The organism is Moritella sp. PE36, assembly GCF_000170855.1.
GTDB lineage: Bacteria > Pseudomonadota > Gammaproteobacteria > Enterobacterales > Moritellaceae > Moritella.
This window is the reverse complement of record NZ_ABCQ01000006.1, coordinates 1-22,467: the sequence shown is the minus strand read 5'-3', so window position 1 is coordinate 22,467 and position 22,467 is coordinate 1. Positions and strand designations below refer to the sequence as shown.

The window sequence follows — 22,467 nt, the reverse complement described above, 5'->3', positions numbered from 1 at the left end:
TATAGAATCACTCACTACATTACCCACATAGCTGACCTTATCGCAAGATCAAAAAAGCCTCCAAATAAGGAGGCTCATTTCAATTAACCACGACAGTTAAAGTATTATTATGCTTCAGCAGTTGCAGGTACTTTAGTTATTTTTTTAGGTGCAGTTTTTAGTTCGCTAACCATCGTAGTAAGTAGGTCAATTTTGCTTTCTAATTCACTTAGTTTTGAACCTTGAACACCCGTAAAACGGCTAGTGATACTTTGTGCTTTAGTTTCAATTGATTCTAACGTGATTTTTTTAGCAAAGATTGCAGACGCTTTCTCTTTTAGCTTAGGCTCTACTTGCGTACCGCGCTCAACCAGAGATTCAAAAAGTTGCGTTGCTTTATCTGATGATTTTGATGCTTGATCAAGGATAGTGCCATAAACACCAAAACCAGCAGTGACAGATGTTTTGGCAGTGTCTTTTGCGACAGTTAAGATAGTTTGTGCTTGGTTAAGTAATTTACTCATGATAATCACTCCTCGTTAAATAATTTGATTCAGGTTTGTTTCAACTGAGTTAATCATATTGGTTTTATTTAGAAAGGTAATACCAGAGTAAATCGATACATTTACAAGTACTTCTCAATGGGCAGTAATTGTAAAAAACCTGATTTAAAGCGTTGCCATTGGCTAGCCTCTGTAACGCTGCCTAAAAATTACTTAATCCAAGAGACTGACCAAGGTATCTATAACGTTGTCGTTCTGCGTAATATCATGCACCCTTCAACAAATTGGAAGCGAGTATGTTTACCTTTTTTCCTACCGCGTGATCAGTTCTTAATTTAGTTTAAATATTTTCTTTTATACGTTGATGATTTAGACAGCAGTACCATCGAAGGAATAATACAAATAAACCCTAAAGAAAAAATGATGCGGTTGAATTCTAATAATTGATAGGCCGAAAACAAGGTTATGATCAATAAAGAAATGATATGCAGTTTATGATAAAACTGATTATCTTTTGAAAATTTTGAGTAAGACCGAACAATCACGATGACTCCATAATACAAAAATAGAATGCTGAAGAATTTATATTCTACCTAGAGTCGTTATGCGCATTATCACCTTTGTATTCAATAGGCCATATATCAGCGATTTCATCTCTAGAGCAAAACCTCGAACTAGCAATCATAAGACAAAATCATTCCCGTAATAAAGAGTAAACATATAGCAAATATGTAATAAGAATGCCTATATTAAGATTACGCCATCGTGTGATGGTCGTAAGCGAGATCATTTCACCTCACCTTAATTGGCGTCAGTATCCAATACCCAGTTATACAATATGAAAATGCTAATCATAAACGTAAGGATAAATGTTATTTTTAAAAAAACCATGCAATGCCTCTTCTTCGTTCCAGATGTAAATTGATGCTTTACACCATAAATTGTATTTTTAGCTAATATAATCGCGAGTAATTCGGCTGCTTGTTTGCTTTTGTCTTGGGTCGTACCAGCTACGTTTGGAATAATGATTGGTGGGAATTAGTTCGCTATATTTTACGTAGCGAACCATAATCTTGTTCTTATCTTACATGGCATAATTCTTTTATTTTCTATGTAAGATATTGATTTATTGTTTGATTATTCCCGCGATTTTAGTTTGATCAACACCAATGATGCGGTTTAGTACACCAAGGACTGATGAGGTATCCGAAACTGTTGACTTAATTGTCACGATTTCAGAATTTTTTGGCGTTAATTCCATTGCTCGTTCTTGGGTGTCACCACCAGGGAACTGCATAAATAATACATTTACATTTTCTGCATGGGCATCAAACGTTGCGTCAGTTTGACGAATACCAGAACAACCAGACAAACCGATAACAAGAAAAGTCAGTACTAATAAATTTTTCATTTTAAACTCCTTAATAATATGTAGGATTATTATAGGTTTTTTAAAAAGTCCTATTCAATGTTTAAAATGTAAGCGTTTGTCGGGCTAAGCTAGTACAAATCTTTACATTCATAGATATATTTTTCCTTATAATCGAGAACACACCATCTCGATTTAGGAAAACCATGTTATGCGTTTTTTTACACTGAAGAACACTGCGATCTTATCGACCACTACCATTTTGTATTTAATTGGCAGTACCAATACCGCTCAAGCTAACAATGTAGTGAAGACGGTGAGTAACGGTGCACTGATTTTTGAGCTTGAGTTTGAAGATGAGCTACAACTAACGCATGGCAGGGCGTTGGTGTGGAGTGATGCCTTACAACAACCTTATATCGATGCCGCCAACCAGTGGTTAACGGCATTAGTTGGGGTCGAAGGTAAGTCACAGCACACTATACGCATGCGAATCGCGGTTGAAGAAATGAATGACGGTAATGGTTACGCGGGTCCTGATTCAGAAGAGCAAGTGGGTGAGTATGAGATACCAACGAGCGGGACGTTAGTTATCGGTAATCATACTTACGAACAAGGCTTTGATCAGGTCGAGTTTAAAGCCAATATCCTCCATGAAATGGGACATATCCTAGGTATCGGGTCGTACACCGAAGCGTTTACCGAATACAGTGAAGCATATCAAGGTAACGTATTGAAAGTGCCAAACAGTATGGCAGCGAAAAAGTATAATCAGATATACGGTAATACATATTTGTATGTGCCAATCAGTGATGACGGCGGTCACTTGTATGATTATGTGCTGCAAGAAGACAAAAAACGGGTATTGGATAACGGCCAAGTATTAGCGCCATTAACCCAAGAGTTTATGGCCAATGGCGTGGTTTTTGGTGCGGTGACGCTAGGGGTGTTAGATGATATTGGTTATGACGTTTCTTATCGTGGGGCGGAACGTTATCAGCCTTAATGTGAAACTGCAGGGCTGACAGCCTTTTCGATTAGATACAAACCACGCGTTCGCACTTTACCCCAAGATCAAAAAAGCCTCCAAATAAGGAGGCTCATTTCAATTAACCACAACAGTTAAACTATTATTATGCTTCAGCAGTTGCTGGTACTTTAGTTATTTTTTTAGGTGCAGTTTTTAGTTCGCGAACCATCGTAGTAAGTAGGTCAATTTTGCTTTCTAATTCACTTAGTTTTGAACCTTGAACACCCGTAAAACGGCTAGTGATACTTTGTGCTTTAGTTTCAATTGATTCTAACGTGATTTTTTTAGCAAAAATTGCAGACGTTTTCTCTTTCAGTTTAGGCTCTACTTGCGTACCGCGCTCAACCAGAGATTCAAAAAGTTGCGTTGCTTTATCTGATGATTTTGATGCTTGATCAAGGATAGTGCCATAAACGCCAAAACCAGCAGTGACAGATGTTTTGGCAGTGTCTTTTGCGACAGTTAAGATAGTTTGTGCTTGGTTAAGTAATTTACTCATGATAATCACTCCTCGTTAAATAATTTGATTAAGGTTTGTTTCAACTGAGTTAATCATATCGGTTTTATTTAGAAAGGTCATACCAGAGCAAATAAATATATTTATAATTTTATCTACAAATATTCCCAATGGGCAGTAATTGTAAACATATCATCAGGCACTGTTTGTATTAGGTAAATACCATGAACTTATAAGTTATCACAAAAGCGGATGGGACTTGCTTTACTTAATTTTCCAAGTTTAAGTTGCTCAATCTTTAACACGCTTCCTAACTGATCCTCTACTTCTAACTGACTTGTTAATTGAAGATCTGACATCCAGGCAAAACTATCTTTAAATACGCGTTCTGCTTGCAGATCTCGGCTTAGCATGTGATAGCCTTCTGGATAATGTTTAAAAATAATATCCTGATCAATCAACCTCATTTTTTGTAGCATCTCACAGGTCGGCTGTTTAGGGATAATCTCATCGTTTTCACCATATAAAACCAGCAGATCAACCGAAACATCTTTGGAGGCGAGCAATGCCGCGTCCATCAAATCGATGAGTCCGTAGATAGTATCAATACGTGCTGCTTTTATAATTTTATCATCTCGACCCATGGCTCTCAGCGCGGTTATATTATCCGTGGCCTGAATACCTAAGCCCTTTCCAGTAGGCGTCCAGTCTGGAACAGTATGCACAAGAATCCAAAGTAACAATGGCTGATACCATGGCTGTGTACTTCTCGCCCAGACAGCCGGTGCATACAAGATCACCCCTTGCACACCCTTATCTAAAACTAGACCGGAATCAGACATCGCAGTCAAAATAACAGCGCCACCCATACTTTCGCCAACCAGAAAAATGGGTAACTCTGGGTTTTGGGCATGAACGAGTTCAACAAATAATTGTAAATCTTTCTGCAAACGACCTGCTTCTGGCCATATACCAATCATTGCGGTATCACCAAAACCACGTTGATCATAGGCTACACACGCCATATTACGAAAAACATAATATTCACACATGGCTTTAAATGATTTGCTGTAATCATTGAAGCCATGTAAAGCAATCACAATGCCTTTAGGTGCTGAACGGGGCCAATAACGAGATACAGGTAAGCGATAACCATCATCAGAGATAAATTGGTTATGCGTTAATTTAGGCGGTTGACTTATACCAGAAGCAGGCTGAGTTTTTAGGGAACTGCACCCTGAAAAAAAGCTGACAGCAATAACAATGAAGACTAATCGATAAGGTATCTTATTCACTATATTTAATTTAACACTTCTACGCTTGAGTGCATTCATCTTAATGTCCTTAATCACTTTTACTTAATGATAGATCAAAGCGGCGTTAGTCCTACTAATCAAACCATTAGGTAAATACCAGCGCATCGGTCAACAGCAAGGGTGAATAACACTACAAGAAGTTTAGTTATCAAATTAAACGTAATACAATTTAATTTTTTAGCTATATATCACGTTTATTTCTGCCTGATATGGGTATCTTACTAAATTTTATTTAGTTGGAACTGTAGTATTTATGACAACAAAAATTATTCTGGATACCGACCCGGGCATTGACGATGCGATGGCAATCATTTTTGCCGAAGCGCACCCCGAAATAGAGCTTAAGGCCATAACCTGTGTTTATGGTAATGCCACCATAGAAAATGCCACTCATAACGCCCTTTTTCTAAAGCAAAAGTATAACTTGCAGGCTGATGTAGCCAAGGGCGCCGCGAAACCTATTGTTCGTCCGCCTGTTGGGGCTACGGTTGTGGTACATGGAGAGTCTGGTTTGGGCGATGTGCAAACACCTGCTGAATTATCCGTAGTGGCAGATCCGCGTCCTGCTTACCAATACATTATCGATGCCCTAAGGGCTGAACCCGGTGAAATTACACTGGTGGCCGTCGGTCCGCTGACCAATCTAGCGCTGGCGTTGGAGGCTGCTCCCGAAATTGTGTCTCTGGTGAAAGAAGTTGTGGTGATGGGCGGTGCATTTGGTGTTAACGATCACCGAGGCAATGTGACGCCCTATGCCGAGGCCAATATTCATGATGATCCCCACGCCGCAGATATGGTCTTTGGTGCATCTTGGCCCGTAGTGATCATAGGTCTGGATGTGACCGAGCAAAGCTTCTTTACCAAGGACTATCTTGATCGCCTCAGGGACGATGCTGGTGAAGTTGGTCAGTTTATCTGGGATATCAGCCGTTATTACTTAAAGTTCTATTCCGAGAAGGTTGGCTTAGAAGGCTGTCATGTGCATGATCCATCGGCCATCGCCTATGTGATAGATCCGTCTCTGTTTACCCTACGAGAAGGGCCTGTGCGTGTAGTCACCGATGGCCCAGCGGAAGGCATGACAATACAAAAATTCGATAAACGTGAGTATATGCACGATGAATGGGACAGTAATAAGCCACAACGGGTGGGTATCGCGGTAGAAGATGAGCGCTTGTTGTCACTTTATCGACAGACCATTATAAACTTCGGTCAAAAATAATAAATAGGCTGGGTGGGATTAGCATAATCCCGTCAATGAAAACTGTAGTGGCTAAGTAAAACTAGCCACAGAGTCGACACTTTTAGCTTGCTTTATAAGTACTTCTCAATTTATGCCAAGAGCTAAAGACAGGATTGAGTTCATAAAGAAAAACATAGAACCCTTTAATTCATTTATTAACAATAATATCGAAACATTATCAACGCTTTGATTTACTTCGCCAACTTTCCATATGGCGCAAATGATAATGACAATCATTATCATTTGTGTATAATCGGTGCACCATCTTTTATAAGAACATGATAATGAAAAAATACACAATATTAGTTTTATTCCTTGCTTTAGTCGGTTGTAATAAAGAGGTTGTACCAATTAATAGTACTGATACGGCGGAAGTACCTAACAAGGTGGAAGTACCTGACATATCAGTTATTAAGCTAACAACTGATCCTGAATTTAAAGTGAAAAAGGGAACTCGCCATGTAACCGATCAACTTACGTTTAACTTTGTTAAAACCATTAATGCCGATATTAAAGTTTATAACATAAATGATGTGGTAATTTTTGAAAAGACGGTTTCTACGCCTGAATCTGAGATTACTTTTAACATTGGTTCAACGTACAATGATACAAGACTTAAATATGGTAAATATTTTTATGAGATAAGTACTTCTTTACCTGACGGATCAGCAGAAAAAGTATTTAAGGGATCATTTGATAAAATTCTTCGTCCTATGGCCACATTTACAAACAAGATTTCAGATATTAGTATTTTTGGCGATACGCTCTATGTAGCTACTGGTGATATGATGACTGATGTAGAAGTTCGCTCCATTAATATAAAATCGGACGACATAAAGATATTGCCTATACCTGGGAAAGATCTACCTAAACCTATTTATGATATGACTAGAGTTGGTAATAAACTATATATAGGTGGTCGAAAAGATGAATGGATGGGAGGAAAGCTTCTTGTTGAATATGACTTGGATAGCGATATCGTATCCGACCTAGACAGTAGGTTATCATGCAAAACAAAGAATGATGATGAGTGTTCTGCTGTATTCAGTTTAGCTTATATGGAAGATCAGCTTTATATAGGGACTAGTGATGGATTATTTTCTCATAAAGATGACTTATTTTCTAAAATCACAGAGCATGGTCTAGATGAGTTTACAGACTTTAAATCTTTATTTGTTGATAGTCAGGATCGTATATGGGCGGGTTCTATGATAAAAGGTGGTATTTCTTATTATGCGCAAGGTTCTTGGACACCAATGACAGAGCTTAACTCCCAAATGCCTGCAGGTGGGATACTTGCTTTTTCTGAAGATAATAATAGAAATATTTACATGGCTAATAATATTAATGGATTAATAAAATATAATTCAGAATCTAATAACTTGAAGCAGTTTACACCTCATAATTCAGGCATTCTAGACCATAATTTAGTATCTGTTGCATATACTGACGGGATTATTGTTGGCTCACATGATTATGGTATTGCTAAATCTGAAGATGGCTCCGATTGGAAAGTAACTGATAGTAGCAATTCTTTGATGGTTCCAATCAAAACTGATGCTTGTGGTTTTAGCCCAGATTCTGCAGCTTGTAAAAAAGTGTTGGTAGTTGAACGTATTGTCGAAAATAAAGATGGCAGAGTTTTTGCTGCTATTGGTAAAGATATTTACGAATTATATTAATTAATCAAAGGATTCAATCTAACTGCATCCTCTAAATTCTCTGGTGCAAAATGTTAATATTTCATCGTATCGACAATTGATGCGTGTCCCTGTAGCACCAGAGTATTCCCGCCATTCATCATAAATAACGCGCAAACGTGTGACGTAACACATGGCTCATTTGTCCTTTTGGTAATTCAAATTCTGCGGGTTATACCGCTTTGCGAAATGCTTGTATGCTGTAACATTTGTCTTCAGCTAGAACTCTCCATACTAGAAAATAAAACCTGCGAAATTAAGGTATAGCAATTTCAATCAGGAATTGGTTTATGTTCACAGATATCATGATCCCGACTTCTTAATTGGGAAAAAAAAGGTACAGAATGCGTGTAGATAAATACCATGAAGAGCGGATAAAAAGGGTTTGTGATTACATTAATAATCACTTAGATGAAGATATGTCGCTGGAAAAACTGAGTATAGTTGCAATATGTTCTAAATATCATTTTCATCGTATCTTTAAATCCTTCATGGGGCTTAGCACTATTCAGTTTGTGCTGCTTGCCAGAATGAAGCGAGCTTCTTTTAGATTGGCATTCGAGCCTGAGAAAAGCATTATTGATATTGCTTACGAAGCAAATTTCGAAAGCCCTGAAGCATTCTCGCGTGCGTTTAGAAGAATATTCAAGCAATCACCTTCCCAATTTAGGAACAATCCAGAGTGGCAGTCGTGGCACTCTAAATATGAATCTGGACCACCAATAGTTGGAGAAAACATTGTGGACATAAAGGTTATTAATTTTGAAGAAAAGAAAGTTGCGCTCATAGAGCATAAAGGCGACCCTAAATTAGTTTTTGATACAACAGCAAAATTTATTGCGTGGAGAAAAGAAACAGGCTTATCTCCGATTAAAAAGAGTGACACTTTTGGTATTCCATATAACGATCCGAATGACACTCCAAGTGCCGAATATCGGTTTGATATTTGCGGTACGCATAACGGTGAAGTCCCTGATAATCAATATGGTGCAAAATCGGGTGTAATTCCGAGTGGTCGCTGTGCTGTTGCTCAACATAAAGGTAGTCATGATAAAATGAGTGATACAGTTTATTACTTGTATCAAACATGGTTACCAGATAGTGGTGAAGAGCTGCGTGATTTCCCTTGTTTTTTCCACTACTTGAATTTTGTGCATGAAGTGGATGAGTGTGAATTGGTAACAGATATCTACTTGCCTATTAAATAGTGTTTCGTATTTGGTAATTTTTAAAACTAGAGGTTATCTGTTAGTGTCGTCTATGTTACGCCACGTGGACCTGCACTCGTATTATTAAATGTACTTGCTAAAGAACCTCAAGTAGTGATCTGCGCACGGTCTTAATTTACCAAATGTTGCTGTAGTAATCTGCAATTCTAATAAGCCTTTCGCGCGAACAAAAAAGCCTCCAAATAAGGAGGCTCATTTCAATTAACCACAAAAGTTAAAGTATTATTATGCTTCAGCAGTTACTAGTGCTTTAGTTATTTTTTTAGGTGTAGTTTTTAGTTCGCTAACCATCGTAGTAAGTAGGTCAATTTTGCTTTCTAATTCACTTAGTTTTGCACCTTGAACACCCGTAAAACGGCTAGTGATACTTTGTGCTTTAGTTTCAACTGATTTTAACGTAATTTTTTTAGCAAAAATTGCAGACATTTGCTCTTTCAGTTTAGGCTCTACTTGCGTACCGCGCTCAACCAGAGATTCAAAAAGTTTTGTCGCTTTATCTGATGATTTTGATGCTTCATCAAGGATAGTGCCATAAACACCAAAACCAGCAGTGATAGATGTTTTGGCAGTATCTTTTGCGACAGTGTAAATAGTTTGTGCTTGGTTAAGTAAGTTACTCATGATAATCACTCCTCGTTAAATAATTTATATTAATGTTTGTTCCAACTGAGTTAATCATATTGGTTTTATTTAGAAAGGTAATACCAGAGCAAATAAATACATTGACACTGATGAGTAGCCGTTTATCAGTGTCGTACTGTTCTCATTAATTATTTCATCATATAGGAGAAAATATGAGTAAAAATATTATTCTCTGTTTAGATGACTCATGGAACAAACCAGACGCAGAGCTACAACTAAGTTGCAATCGATTTACCAAGGACACAATTTGAACGATTGGGTTTAGACGTATCAAGATGCCAGCTTTCTCGCCATTTATTATCTATACAAACGCTTACAAAGTGATGATGGAATTGTCCTCATTTCATCATTAAAATCTCAGACCTCAAAAATATGAGTGTGTCGCGGTGTGGTTTAGATCATCTATCATTACGTTCCCCTCATTACCTGCTCGTGTTAGAAAATACCAAAAGAGTTAATTATGTTGAAGAGAATACTCGTTACCTTATGTGCTGTATCCCTTGTTGCTTGTGGCAGTGGTGGAGATACTACGACGAATCCCAATAAATCGGAAAATCCAGAAGCGATAAATGTGTCATTCCAAAATTTAAACGGGAATGTGATTGAGCTTGGTGATGAATTGAAGGGAGCATACACATTTTTTTCTGCCAGTATCCCAGTTGAAAAAGACGCATCGGATATATTTTGGGAGATAGACGGTAACTTAGTTCATAGAGGTGAGCGCTACCGTATTCCAAAGGATAATAATTATGTCGGCCTTGAAATACGTTTTTGCGTTAATCCGATCAACCAAGGGGACCGCTTAAAAGGCTATAAGACCTGCACGACACCATTACTTATCGATAGTAAATATGTACCAATGACGCCTAAAGTCTCAATTCCTAATGCAGCAACTAATAATACAGTTGGATCACCGCTTAATGTGTGGGTATTTGATAGCAGTGACTATTCAACGTCGATTCAGTGGTACCGCAATGACCAGCCTATTTTAGGCATAACTCAAGACCAATACCTATTAACGAATAATGATGAAGGTCAGGTAATTTCAGTTTGCGTGTTCGATAAAAAAACAAAAATTAAGTTAGCTTGCTCAAGTAAAACGAATGCTATCCAACCTCGGTTTGGTGAGCGACCAGACGTTGATTTGACGCCGCTACCTCGTGATATAGAGGTAGGACAAAGTTTATATTTAAATTATGATTTTTCAGACCGAGATGGTGATAAAGAAGATACCAGTAAAATATCGTTTAGCTGGTACCAAAATGGAACACGCATTGCAGCTACTCGCTCGTTAGCGCTTAAAGAAAGTATGGTCGGAACTAAGATAAAGGGTTGTGCGACAGCGTATGCTCAAACTGGGCGGCCTAAAAGCAGCGATCAAACGTGTACCGCTGAGGAAACAGTTTGGGCAGTGAAAGACTCAAAGCCACGTGCAATGGATGTTGCTATGGAGGGGGCGCGTTTTGGTGGGCATACCCTATCTGGTCAATACAAATACTTTGATTTAAATAATGATCCTCAAACCAGTAGTCAGTATGAATGGAGCATTATTAAAAATAACATTGATACCCTTGTTAGCCGAGATGAAAATTACACTCTGAAAATGAGCGATGAAGGTAAAGATAATAAAATTCGCTTCTGTGTTACACCTGTAAATGCAAAAGAGCAGGGGGACACAGAGTGTGTGACTCAAAATATGGCATGGTTTGAAGGGCATGGTGAATTTAAAGAAGGTGGTATTATTACGCCTGAATTAGTTGGTTATCCTGATTTTACACTCTCTTATTGGAAATCAGCATCAACAATGACGTCGATGATTATGGCGTTAGATTTTACAGATAATAAGGTGAACCCGTTGGCTATTGATGCAGCGAGTCCTAGTCTTAATAATTTCTATCCTATATCGCTGTGCGTTTCTGTTGACGATGGCGATGAAATTGAAAGTAAAGATGATATTTGTCGAGAAATGACGGTGAATGATAAGCTAAAAGGTGGGATGATTTTTGATTTGAAAGATACTCGTCGTGTAGGCATGAATTACAAGCGTGAAGTTTATGCCACTGTAGCGGGTAAAGAATATCGCATTCGCCGTCCTTATACATGGACTGAGTTTAAGGAATTGAATTTAGGTAACAAACCTGGATTCAATTCTGCTGAACCAAGTATTCTCCAAGAAGGACTCGGTACGGTAGAAGGCGTTAAAATGACGCCGATACAAGCTAACGATTTTTGTCTACGTTCTTATGGTGCTCCAGGGGTGATTAGCTCCGAGATTAATTTAAGTGACGGTGTTATACCTGGTGGTAAACATCAGTGGCCTATTTATCTTACGACTCAAGGGTACGTTACAAAAGAATCAAATGGACAATATGTTGTAGATTCGAATAAGTACATCCCCGCGGACATGGATAGAAAATATGCCTTTACATGCTTGGCCGTTGTTCATTAGTATTTATAAAATCTTTGCCTACCCTATCTTCTCACTATTGTAGGCAAAGTGTTGTGGCTAAGTAAAACTAGCCACAAGTTAGACTTCTAGCTTGCTTTACAAGTACTTCTCAATGGGCAGTAATTGTAAAAAACCTGATTTAAAGCGTTCCCACTGGCTAGTCTCTGGATCGCTTTCCCAACTTTCTGTACCTGAGTGCCAACGGAGTTCACCGTCATCTAAGTCCAGGCGCCAGCTGTTATCTTCGTGCATCGCCTGCTCAATATCATTAGCAAGACTTATCGCCACTGCTTGATTTTCAATAATTAAAATAGACTCTGTATTGAGATAGGTTGAACGTAAGTTGAAGTTAAAAGAACCGATAACAGCGACACGCCTGTCAAAAACAGCCGACTTGGCATGCAGACCGTAGGCCGCTATCGGCGCGCACTTGGACACGTCTTTAGTCGACGCTTCACACAGATTTGTATCTGGTTTTAACTCGAATAGCTGCATGCCGCTGTCAAGCATGTCCTCACGTCGTGCTGCGTAACCAGAATGATTAGCGATTAAGTCATTAGAGGCCTGTGAATTGGTGAGTGCTTTTACCTGCAGGCCTTTGTCGGTCAATGTCTGTAACGCGGCCAGTTGACGATCATCGAATATCAGATAGGCAGATTCCAATAATATCTCTTGCTCGGCCTGAGTAGCCAACTCGCCTAGTGTTGTAGCTGTTAGCTTGGGCTTGTTGGTATCACTGGCATCGATAGGGACTGGGCGGTCAAAAACAAAACGAGCTTGCACCCAAGATGATTGTTGCATTGAATCCTTTAACAAGCGTTTGGCAGTTTCATTTCCTGTTGGTAACGCGGGATAATGTTTGTAGTGGGGAACCTGCACCGCATCTAGCATAGTAAGCTCTACTGAAGGTTGATCGGTCAGTAAGTTAACAGGGTAAGACCAACGACTGTTCCAGTATTGTCCAAAGCTAGTTTGAATATCGTCTACCACCGGACCTGATACCAGTACATCACGATCACGAAAATTGATGTCATCAGAAAGGTCAAAATATTCATCGCCGATATTACGTCCCCCGACAATGGACAGAGCACCGTCGACGGTAAATGATTTATTGTGCATACGGCGATTTAGGCGAGAAAAATCACCCATAAAATTTAGCCACTTGGTTAATCCACGAGTGGGTATCGGATTAAATATGCGGATCTCTATTTGCGGATGACGATCAAGTGTCGCGAGCAGATCTTCTCGCTCGTTAAGATTGATATCATCAAGCATGACTCGCACCTTAACGCCGCGTTCGGCTGCTGCGATCAAGCGGCTTGCTAGGTAACTTCCCGACGCATCGCTGTTCCAAATGTAATACTGGATATCGATGCTGTGCTCTGCTGTTTCGATAAGTGCCAAGCGCTGAGCTAATGCATTCCAACCGCTATCCAGCAACAGAACTGCGCTCATTCCGGCTTGCTCTTGCTCAGGTCGAGTTTGTTGAGGTCTATGAGAGTCAATCAATGTGGACAATGAACTGGCAGGCTGTGTGACTAACGGCTCAGCAGGATGTTCGATCTCTTCGGGCAGTGACGCACACCCTGCGAGAATGGTGATTAAAAGTATGGTTACACTGATCCGTTGGAGCACAGGCATTGTTACACTTCCTTATATGTATTTAAGTAACCATATCACTAGGAATGATTTTCTGCTGATTTATTAGGTTGGAAATGGTATTAGGGGGGCGTTGAAGCCCAATCTGACGTTGTTAAGATAAGTTCTGCAATAACGCCTCAATAATCGTTTCCATTTTGATTATAAGCTGTTCAAAATATACACGCGTCTCGTCCTGTTTCAAATATTTAACATATTTTCAAGTATATGATTTTCAAGACTTAGTCTATTTGACTGCGGTTCAACCTAGAATGTAACACTGTTATATCAACTGTTTAACAAGTGGTGCGAAGAGTTGACTGCATGTTTACCCTTCTTGAGACGGTACACGTTGTAATGTATAAGCTTATCCTGAGAATCTAAGTTATAAATCCTATTAAAGTACTTTAAAAATATATAAACGGACTACATATGTTTGAAAACTTAAAATTTAAAACCAAATTACTCTCGGGTTACGGCCTCATATTATTGTTAATGCTCATGATCACAGGAATGGTGTTTGTCAGCGTAAAGTCATTAGTCAAAGATTTCGGTTGGGTAAATCATACTCATGGCGTATTAGCCGATGCGTCAAGTCTTGAAGCCGCCGCCGTGGATATGGAAACTGGCATGCGAGGTTATCTGCTTGCTGGTAAAAGTGAATTTTTAGCGCCCTATAACCAGGGAAATAAAACGTTTAACACTTTGCTCCTGAGCCTTTCCAATACCGTTTCGGATAACCCTGCACAAGTTAAGCTACTAAAAGAGATTTCTTCAACCATCAGTCAATGGCAAAGCAAGGTCACAGAGCCTGTTATTGCATTAAGAACTGAAATCGGCGATGCTAAATCCATGAATGATATGGCCGACACTATCAAAAAAGCGCAAGGGAAGCAGTTTTTTGATAAGTTCAGGGGACAATTACAAACCTTTATTGACCGTGAAAAAGTGTTGATGGAAACACGTCAGGCTAAAGCTAAAACCAGCGATGATATCAACGAGCTGAAACAGCTTAATAGCTGGGTTGAACACACTTATAAAGTGATTGCAACGGCACAAGCGATTGTGGCATCGGCGGTCGATATGGAAACCGGAATGCGTGGTTTTCTACTGGCCGGGCAAGCGCAATTTCTGGCTCCCTATACGGGAGGTAAAACACGTTTTTACAAGTTGATTGATGAGTTAACTCAAACGGTTTCTGACAATCCCGCGCAAGTCGTGTTATTAGGCGAAAGTAAAAAAACTATCGATGACTGGATAAGTCGCGTTGTTGAAACGCAAATTACCTTACGCCGTGAAATCGGTGACGCCAAAACAATGGATGACATGGCCGATCTTATCGGCCAAGCCAAAGGCAAAGTCTATTTTGATAAATTCCGGGAGCAAATAAACACCTTTAAAGAAAGAGAACGTCGCTTAATGGCAACGCGTATGGATTCATTGAAAAATACGGAATCCATTGTGATTAACAGTTCAATTTTTGGCACTCTATTTGCGATTATTCTTGGGGTAGGTATCGCATTATGGTTAACCCGTCATATTATGCGCCAGTTAGGTGGGGAGCCTGCTTACATTGCAGAAATTGCAAAGACTGTAGCCGCGGGTGATCTAACCATGAATTTAAAGGATGACGGGACTGCTGAAGGCATTTTTTATGAAATGAAAAATATGGTGGCGACGTTAAGAGAAAAAGCGAGTCTGGCCAAAAAAATAGCCGAGGGCGAACTTGATCAAAATATAACATTAGCGTCTAGCAAAGATTCGCTGGGTCTCGCGCTACAAGAAATGAGTGAAAACTTAAATAGCGTATTAGGACAAACGCAATGCGCGAGTGCCGAAATTTCTCAAGGCAGCAACAATGTTGCCTTAAGTAGCACTGCACTGTCGGAAGGAGCATCACTGCAAGCCGCGAGTTTGGAAAATATTTCGGTGTCATTAAATGAGCTAACCTCCCAAATTAATACCAATGCTGAAAATGCTGAGCTGGCTCGTCAACTTGCCGCACAAGCGCAAATAGAAGCGAGGGAAGGCAGCGATAAAATGGCTGAGATGGTAACGGCCATGAATGAAATCTCTGATTCAAGCAAAAGTATTTCTTCGTTTATCAGCACCATTGATGAAATTGCCGCTCAAACCAATCTACTGGCATTAAATGCGGCTATCGAAGCCGCTCGTGCAGGAGAGCAAGGGCGCGGGTTCGCCGTGGTTGCCGACGAAGTCCGTAATCTGGCTGCCAGAAGCACTGCTGCTGCCGAGGAAACATCAAAACTAATAGCTGGCTCTGTTGAAAAATCAGAAAAGGGTAGCCTGATTGCTAACGAAACCGCCAAAAGTTTGAATAGCATTTTTGAAAGTATCAAAAAAACGGCAGAACTTGTTGATGAAATTGCGAATGCAAGTAATGAACAAGCCACAGGCGCGGAGGTTATTAATCAAGGTTTGGTAGAAATTGATGGTGTTACTCAACAAAATAACGGTACCGCTCAAGAAAGTGCAGTGGCCGCAGAGCAATTATCACAACAAGCGGAGCAATTAGAAGTCTTGCTGTCACGTTTCAAACTCAGTGCTGTGACTTAAACGATAATCGTGCCAGTTAAGTCAGATAGTTATCCCGCCCTTACAGGTGCGCTATCTGACTATTTCAATTGTCAGTGAAATCACTCCGTAACGACGTTATATTTTGCAATATCTTGTTCGCTCATCCAAAGAATATCATCGGCTGGCGCAGCCTCTAAGGTATACCAGTAAAAATCGGTATTAATGTTCATCTCTTTGTAATAGTCCAGGTACTGAACATGCACTTCGTGATCGCGACTATAGTCAGTTGCAGCAAGGTCGCCACCACCCCACGAATGCACGCCAATCTTAGCGCCGGGTTCAATGGTGCGCTTAATACCGGCTAAAAACATGTCAGTTCCACCTGACGCGACCATACCATCAGCAGGAATATGAGTGGCAATACCGTGTTTTCTGATCTCCCGTGACGCGAGTAAATTAATTTCATCATCGATTGAGCCAGGCACGTTTTGCATCACCATTGTTGTAATTTGTGGCGACTGCTCAAGCAACGTTTTGATATCATCCAAGGTATCTGACGTAATAAGCCCATTCATATAAACAGTGTCTGCACTGTTATCACCGTCTTTAAAGGTAAAGCTTGCCGATTTATTCTCATCGTCATCATCAGGAAAAAGGTTTTCCATAATCTGATAGCCTAACGGGTTTTTACGCTGCAGTTGTGCTCGAGTAGTAATGTTAAACTCACCTGCAGGTCCTTTGTCATCGCCAAAATAGAGCTTAGCCAGGTTAAACACATAACTACCATATTTCAGGGCATTATTGTCTGACGCATGTTGATGTATTTCATCGTCATAACCGTCCTGATAGGCTTTACCAGGAATAAATAGGTTTTTAGATGTCGCTTCGGCATAGGCTGTTTGCAATTCAGAGTATGCAGCAGATAAATTATCTTCGGTTAATAGCGAGTAATAAACGACGAGGTACATCAATTCCAACTTGGTAGTTGATAGACCTGCGTTTTCTGCGGACGCTAATGTTTCATCCAGACCGTCTTGAACGGTATAAATAGCCTCGACCGGCAACAGTGATTGAAAGTAATCTATATTGTCGTCAAGCGCTTGTTCATTACTGACAATCAGCATCTTCACACCTGAGTTCAATAAACCCTGTTTTACATCAGCATCAAGTGAATCCATCACCAACTGGATATCAGCTAAGGCTCTGTCGTAAGACAATTTTTCAATATTCTTGGCCCCGTAAACCGCAATAGTGTCATCACTTTGTTCGGTGATGTATTCAAATACTTTGGCTTTATTCGAATCGACGCCGTTTCCTGATGATGTGTCGGAGACTGTGATCGCAAAGTTAATGGCATCATAATCGCCATCAGGTAATACCGTGGCCAGTGCGTAGGCGGGATTAGTTAAAAGGCTAAAAATCGCGGGGTCGGTTTGTTCAACAAGGTCTTTGGTATGGAGTTTCCACTCTTGGCTAATGTTGCTTAGGCGAGTCTCTTGCGCACCGAGAATGGACGTTAATGCCCAATAGGTATACTCAGTGACCATGCAGTCGTATTCACAGCTTTCATCGTCGTAGCGATACCAGGCCTGTTCAGGATAACTCGATGGAATGGTATCAAAGCGTCCACCACGGGCGATATCCATGGCATTGGCAATGTCACTCCCTGTTTTTTCGCCAAAAGCTGCTGGATATACGGCAGCATAGCCCGCATGGGTGATCAGGTGTAATACTTCTTCCAGAGTCGCGTCAAATTGGCCGCTATTAGTCCCCTTAGGATGTATTTCGCTGGCATATAGATCTTGAATAGCCATGTCATCGGATAACGTGAGTTGTCCTAACGCTCGGCCAAGTTCGTTCTCGGTGGTTCCAATCACGAGGGTGGCGCCTTTTTCAACCATTTTGGCGACAATGAGGTCATTGTCTGGGATGCCATCTTCATTGTTATCTAAATATTGCGCCATTACATTTGCCGCATGCATGATTTTTTCTTTCGGGGTTGCAGCGGTAGCACGGATCTGAATACCAAAAACGTTAGTTGCCTGAGGTAATGCCGCCGAAAGTTGCTTTTGAGCCTCGCTGGTCGTCGGTGTGGTTTTATCGCTTGTACTGTCATTACAACCGGCTAAGGTTGTAATGAGCAACGCCGCGAGCATGCTACTCGCCAACCGGGTATTGCTTAAATTCATCATTTTGCCTCTATCACTTGGGTAAAATTCAATGATGTTATTATTCAAGAAAAAGTGAGTGTTTGATGTAAGCGTATGTATGCTTTTGTAAGCGCTAATACAAACCCTTACAGTCCTAAATATATTATCCCTCTAATCGACCCCATCTTGATTTAGGGATACTAGGTTATGCGCTTTTTATACTGCAGAAATCTGTGATCTTATCTATTACTACTATTCTTTATTTATCTGGATGAACCAATACTACTCAAGCCAACAATGTCGTCAAAACAGTAACCTATGATTAACGGCATTAGTCGGGATTGAGGATAGGCAACAGCACCCATACGCATGAGAATAGCGGTTGCAGAAATGAATGACGGTAGTGGCTACACGGGTCCTGTTATTAGAATGTAACGTGGTGGTGTATTACGATTTAGAGGGACAATATATGCGAAAATTGTTGTTAAGTTTACTGTGTATGATGGTGAGCGCTTGTTCATTTACCAATTATGAGCAACTCGATAAATCAAATGCTGGATTTATCGAAGATTATTCGAAGCTTGAAAGGATTGAAACTAATGATGGTCTTAAGTCTTTTCGGTATGCAAGTGACAGAATTAAATCTGGCGTTTACGATAAAGTCATCATCGATCCGGTTGAGTTTTATCCACGTGAAGTCGCTTCCGAACAGCTGACTCAAGCATTATTTGACCAGACAAAATCTTATCTTAATAAAAGGCTTGTCGAGGTCATTTCTTTATCGATGGATGTTGTAGATAAACCTCAGGAAGGCACGATTAGATTGACACCTAGGATCACTGCAATTAAAACGAGTGCTGGAGATCTTAAGGTGAGGGAGCTTATTCCTATTGGTAGTGTTATTGCGTTGAGTAAAGAGGCGTTGGGCTATCGATACGAAAACGTGGATGTTTATATGGCATTTAAGGCGACCGATAGTATGGACGGTAGTCTTATTGGAAGCAGTATAAAACAAGGGAAAGGTGAAGAAATATCAGGGGCGAATGAAGTCGTTACGTTCGATAAAATTAAACCGTTATTAGAGGTTTGGATTAAGGATGCCAAGCATGTGTTTGAGAGTTTAGCTGCAGCCAATGCAAAAAAATATCAATTGTAGTGGCTAATTGATATTTCCGATGAGAGTGAGTTCGCGCTCTATGCTCGGCGGCCTTACTCGCTCGCACACAGATGTCTTTATCGGCGTGCTGCACGAGAATACACCCCATGCAAGTTAGCCGTTTATGTTATTGTATTGATAAGTTATTTCTAATAAAGAATATTAACGCTTTGTTGCTGTGAATGATGCATGTGATATACTTCACGTCACCACAATGCTGATGCTATTGGTGGGATGAGCGGTAGGGATAAGACTCAGAACAGTGATAACCAAATGTTATCGCATGGCTGTAATATGAATTTAAGTGTCGAGCAAAAATCATCTACGTCACAGAATATTTCAACTAACATATATCATCCTACTTCGCTTTGAAAATTTATTGCTCGAAAGAGCGGGTCTTGGAATGGGTAATTAGTGCCATTTTATCCCGAGTTCAGGTTACAAACTATATAAAAGGATGAATAGTAAGTGAAGTCTGTTCCATTACGTTGGTTGATTGTTGTCCCGTTTGTTGTGCTCACATTGATTGCCGGGATCACCCTGTATCTCGTTTCTACGATAACGATTGCGAATGTTGCGAACAGTGTCGGAATACAGTATATAAAAGAAGTTGAAGATCGCATTTACGGCCATGTTCGACATTTCACCGCGCCACTCAGCTCGATCGTCGATATTAATCGCAACGCCTTCTCTTATCGACCCGAATTACTTGATAGTTTAACCCCGCTGGCTAGCCGACTTTACGAACAAGCGATGCCTTATCCACATATGACGTTCATTTCTGTCGCCACGACGGATGGCCGCTACCTCTCTTCTACACGCAACCCTTTTAAGACAGAACACCATAGTGTCGCAGCGAACTTCGTCAATAAAACACTGACAATGGAAGGGTTTGAATATCATCCGGTTCGCCATATAGGCGATAAAATAGAAAAGGATCCGAGCTTTAGTTATGATCCGAGAACACGTCCATTTTATCAGGATGCGGTAAAAGCGCAGGGAATGGTGTGGAGCAAAATTCATCCTTATTACGGTTTTCCAACCCTGGGGATTGGTTTGTCTGGCCCTATATACGATCAGCAAGGCAAACTTCTGGGAATAACAGCGACAAGTGTCGCGCTAACTGAACTGGATGATTTTCTTGAGTCGATAGCATTGGTAGACAACGCTTATATTTTTCTAGCAGAGCGAGATGGCGCATTAATTGCGACGTCCAGCAAAGATGAGCTATATACCATTAGAAATGGAGTTACGACCAGAGTCAGTCTTGTGACTCACCCGGACAAAGTCTTCCAAATGGCAAGTAAGCAGTTAAAAAGTGGCGTATATAGCTTAGAGGTAGAGGGGGAAAAATTCTTGTACCATGTTCGCTCTATTTCGCTTGGATATGGAGAAACTTGGTTACTCGGCATTCTCATTCCAAGTTCTCATCATAAAATTGTATTAGCAGAGCACAATCAAGCCGCTCTCTTTATTACGCTGATATTGTTTGCGTGCATAGCGTTAGTTGGCTCGCTGATCGCTCGGTATATTGGCAAGCCAATTCAGCGACTTAATCAAGCCGCTAATGATAAAAATTTAGAAAGTATTCAAAAACTGCCTCAACCTTTGAGCGGTATTCTCGAAATTAATTCTCTTAGTCAGGGTTTGCATTTAATGGCGGACAACCTTGCTGATATTATGCAAAACCTAGATAAAAAAGTAGCGCAACGAACATCGCATTTAGAAGATGAAAACGAAAACTTGCTCGAGTGCTCCATTACTGATGAGCTAACAAAGTTGCATAACCGACGCGGATTAAATCAAGCCTTTGAGCGGACGTTTAAATACGCTCAGCAGCAAAACAAGTCAATTACATTTGTGTTATGCGATATCGACCACTTTAAGAGTGTCAATGACAAATTTGGCCACTCTGCCGGTGATCTTGCGCTTGTCGAAGTTGCAAAAATCTTGAAAAGTCATCTTAGGTCAACACAAGAAATAGTTGCTCGTTATGGTGGTGAAGAGTTTGCACTGGTATTTGTGGATACGGATCTTAATCATGTAATCGCAAGAATGAACAAAATACGCCAAGAGTTTGTTGCGAAACCTGTGTTTGATAACCAACACATCACGATGAGTTTTGGCATTACTTATATTGAGGAGGTTTCATCGACTTCACAGCAGATGCTGATTGATGTCACTGATGCAAAGCTCTATCGAGCAAAAAATAGTGGTCGTGATAAAATTGTTAGTTAAACCACGTTCGGAATGCTTTTTGTAAAATGGCTTCGGTATATTTCTATTTCAGAGAGCGCTTTACGACTGATTCAGAACTTAATTTGCTTCAACATTGGTATTAGCTTAGATAAATTACGTTATTGAAACGAGATAATAAGAAAAAATCGTTGCGACATGGCTGCCGCAACAAAAGCTATATTAGAAAATCATGTGCGCACATAATGCGATGACAGGTAGTGTAACCAGTGTACGTAGAATGAAGATCGCCATTAATTCAATGATGTTCACCGGGATCTTACTTGATAAGATCACCGAGCCTGTTTCTGACATGAAGATCAGCTGAGAGATAGACAAGGCTGCAATCACGAACTTAGTGATGTCGCTCTCGATGGTTGATGCGGCGATAATTGATGGTACGTACATATCTGTAAAACCAACCAATACCGTCTCTGCTGCAGCTTGTGCTTCAGGCAGGTTTAATAGATTTAAAAGTGGTACAAACGGTATACCTAACCAAGCAAATAACGGCGTTGTTTCAGCAATAATCAAACCCATGGTACCAACAGCCATGATCACGGGTAATACACCAAACATCATGTCTAATGAATTTTGTAGACCTTCTGTAACAGTCGATTTTACGCCTTTCACTTTACTCGCTCTTTCTAGTGCCAGTAGGTAGCCATATTTAGCTGCTGACATTGACTCAGGAATAAGTTCGCTATCAAGATCAGGTTTGCTACCGTCAATATAGGTGTCTTTTTTGTAGCTTAGCGGTGGCAGAAATTGAATAATCATTGCCGCGATAATGCCCGACAGACAAATTGTAGCGTAGAAAGGCACGAAATAAT

Annotated in this window: 16 protein-coding genes; 8 read left to right on the top strand and 8 right to left on the bottom strand. The window is 40.2% G+C overall.

The genetic code is table 11. The annotated features are described in order from the left end of the window. Positions 1-107: 107 nt before the first annotated feature. On the bottom strand, positions 108-503 hold the full coding sequence (locus PE36_RS05690) for a hypothetical protein (protein WP_006031008.1): 396 nt from the start codon (positions 501-503) through the stop codon (positions 108-110). A gap of 1,105 nt (positions 504-1,608) precedes the next feature. Then, positions 1,609-1,893: a hypothetical protein gene (locus tag PE36_RS05675; protein WP_006031006.1), complete on the bottom strand. Its 285-nt coding sequence runs from the start codon at positions 1,891-1,893 to the stop codon at positions 1,609-1,611. 169 nt (positions 1,894-2,062) lie between these two features. Between PE36_RS05675 and PE36_RS05670 the strand changes: the two genes are divergently transcribed. Beyond that, complete coding sequence (locus PE36_RS05670; protein WP_006031005.1) at positions 2,063-2,857, top strand: hypothetical protein; 795 nt, start codon at positions 2,063-2,065, stop codon at positions 2,855-2,857. A 127-nt stretch (positions 2,858-2,984) separates the two neighbouring features. On the opposite strand, the gene PE36_RS05665 is transcribed toward PE36_RS05670, so the two are convergent. Both PE36_RS05665 and PE36_RS05660 read right to left on the bottom strand, forming a co-directional pair. Continuing rightward, a complete protein-coding gene (locus tag PE36_RS05665; RefSeq protein ID WP_006031004.1) occupies positions 2,985-3,380 on the bottom strand; it encodes a hypothetical protein in 396 nt (131 codons plus the stop codon). A gap of 188 nt (positions 3,381-3,568) precedes the next feature. Then, complete coding sequence (locus tag PE36_RS05660) at positions 3,569-4,672, bottom strand: alpha/beta fold hydrolase (protein WP_006031003.1); 1,104 nt, start codon at positions 4,670-4,672, stop codon at positions 3,569-3,571. 235 nt (positions 4,673-4,907) lie between these two features. Here PE36_RS05660 and PE36_RS05655 point away from each other — a divergent pair, with 235 nt between their 5' ends. From PE36_RS05655 to PE36_RS05645, 3 genes are all read left to right on the top strand, one after another. Further along, entirely contained in the window at positions 4,908-5,876 is a 969-nt protein-coding gene (locus PE36_RS05655) for a nucleoside hydrolase (RefSeq protein WP_006031002.1), read from the top strand. Between the two features lie 305 nt (positions 5,877-6,181). After that, positions 6,182-7,579: a hypothetical protein gene (locus PE36_RS05650; RefSeq protein WP_006031000.1), complete on the top strand. Its 1,398-nt coding sequence runs from the start codon at positions 6,182-6,184 to the stop codon at positions 7,577-7,579. Between the two features lie 362 nt (positions 7,580-7,941). Then, entirely contained in the window at positions 7,942-8,805 is an 864-nt protein-coding gene (locus tag PE36_RS05645; RefSeq protein WP_006030999.1) for a GyrI-like domain-containing protein, read from the top strand. A 246-nt stretch (positions 8,806-9,051) separates the two neighbouring features. On the opposite strand, the gene PE36_RS05640 is transcribed toward PE36_RS05645, so the two are convergent. Continuing rightward, positions 9,052-9,447, bottom strand: a complete 396-nt coding sequence (locus PE36_RS05640; protein ID WP_006030998.1) for a hypothetical protein — start codon at positions 9,445-9,447, stop codon at positions 9,052-9,054. Between the two features lie 481 nt (positions 9,448-9,928). Here PE36_RS05640 and PE36_RS05635 point away from each other — a divergent pair, with 481 nt between their 5' ends. After that, a complete protein-coding gene (locus tag PE36_RS05635; protein WP_006030997.1) occupies positions 9,929-11,917 on the top strand; it encodes a hypothetical protein in 1,989 nt (662 codons plus the stop codon). Between the two features lie 96 nt (positions 11,918-12,013). Here PE36_RS05635 and PE36_RS05630 read toward each other — a convergent pair whose 3' ends face one another. Next, positions 12,014-13,558: a phospholipase D family protein gene (locus PE36_RS05630; protein ID WP_006030996.1), complete on the bottom strand. Its 1,545-nt coding sequence runs from the start codon at positions 13,556-13,558 to the stop codon at positions 12,014-12,016. 429 nt (positions 13,559-13,987) lie between these two features. Between PE36_RS05630 and PE36_RS23680 the strand changes: the two genes are divergently transcribed. After that, complete coding sequence (locus tag PE36_RS23680) at positions 13,988-16,132, top strand: CHASE3 domain-containing protein (RefSeq protein ID WP_006030995.1); 2,145 nt, start codon at positions 13,988-13,990, stop codon at positions 16,130-16,132. A gap of 80 nt (positions 16,133-16,212) precedes the next feature. On the opposite strand, the gene PE36_RS24535 is transcribed toward PE36_RS23680, so the two are convergent. Further along, entirely contained in the window at positions 16,213-18,285 is a 2,073-nt protein-coding gene (locus tag PE36_RS24535; protein WP_052298056.1) for a hypothetical protein, read from the bottom strand. Positions 18,286-18,712: 427 nt separating this feature from the next. Here PE36_RS24535 and PE36_RS05615 point away from each other — a divergent pair, with 427 nt between their 5' ends. Together PE36_RS05615 and PE36_RS05610 are read left to right on the top strand one after the other, a co-directional pair. Next, positions 18,713-19,399, top strand: coding sequence for a DUF3313 domain-containing protein (locus PE36_RS05615; protein ID WP_043994021.1), 687 nt, complete (start codon positions 18,713-18,715; stop codon positions 19,397-19,399). Positions 19,400-19,867: 468 nt separating this feature from the next. After that, complete coding sequence (locus tag PE36_RS05610; protein WP_006030992.1) at positions 19,868-21,637, top strand: diguanylate cyclase; 1,770 nt, start codon at positions 19,868-19,870, stop codon at positions 21,635-21,637. Positions 21,638-21,817: 180 nt separating this feature from the next. Here PE36_RS05610 and PE36_RS05605 read toward each other — a convergent pair. Next, positions 21,818-22,467, bottom strand: a 650-nt coding sequence (locus tag PE36_RS05605) for a YjiH family protein (protein ID WP_006030991.1), incomplete at its 5' end; no start/stop codon positions are given.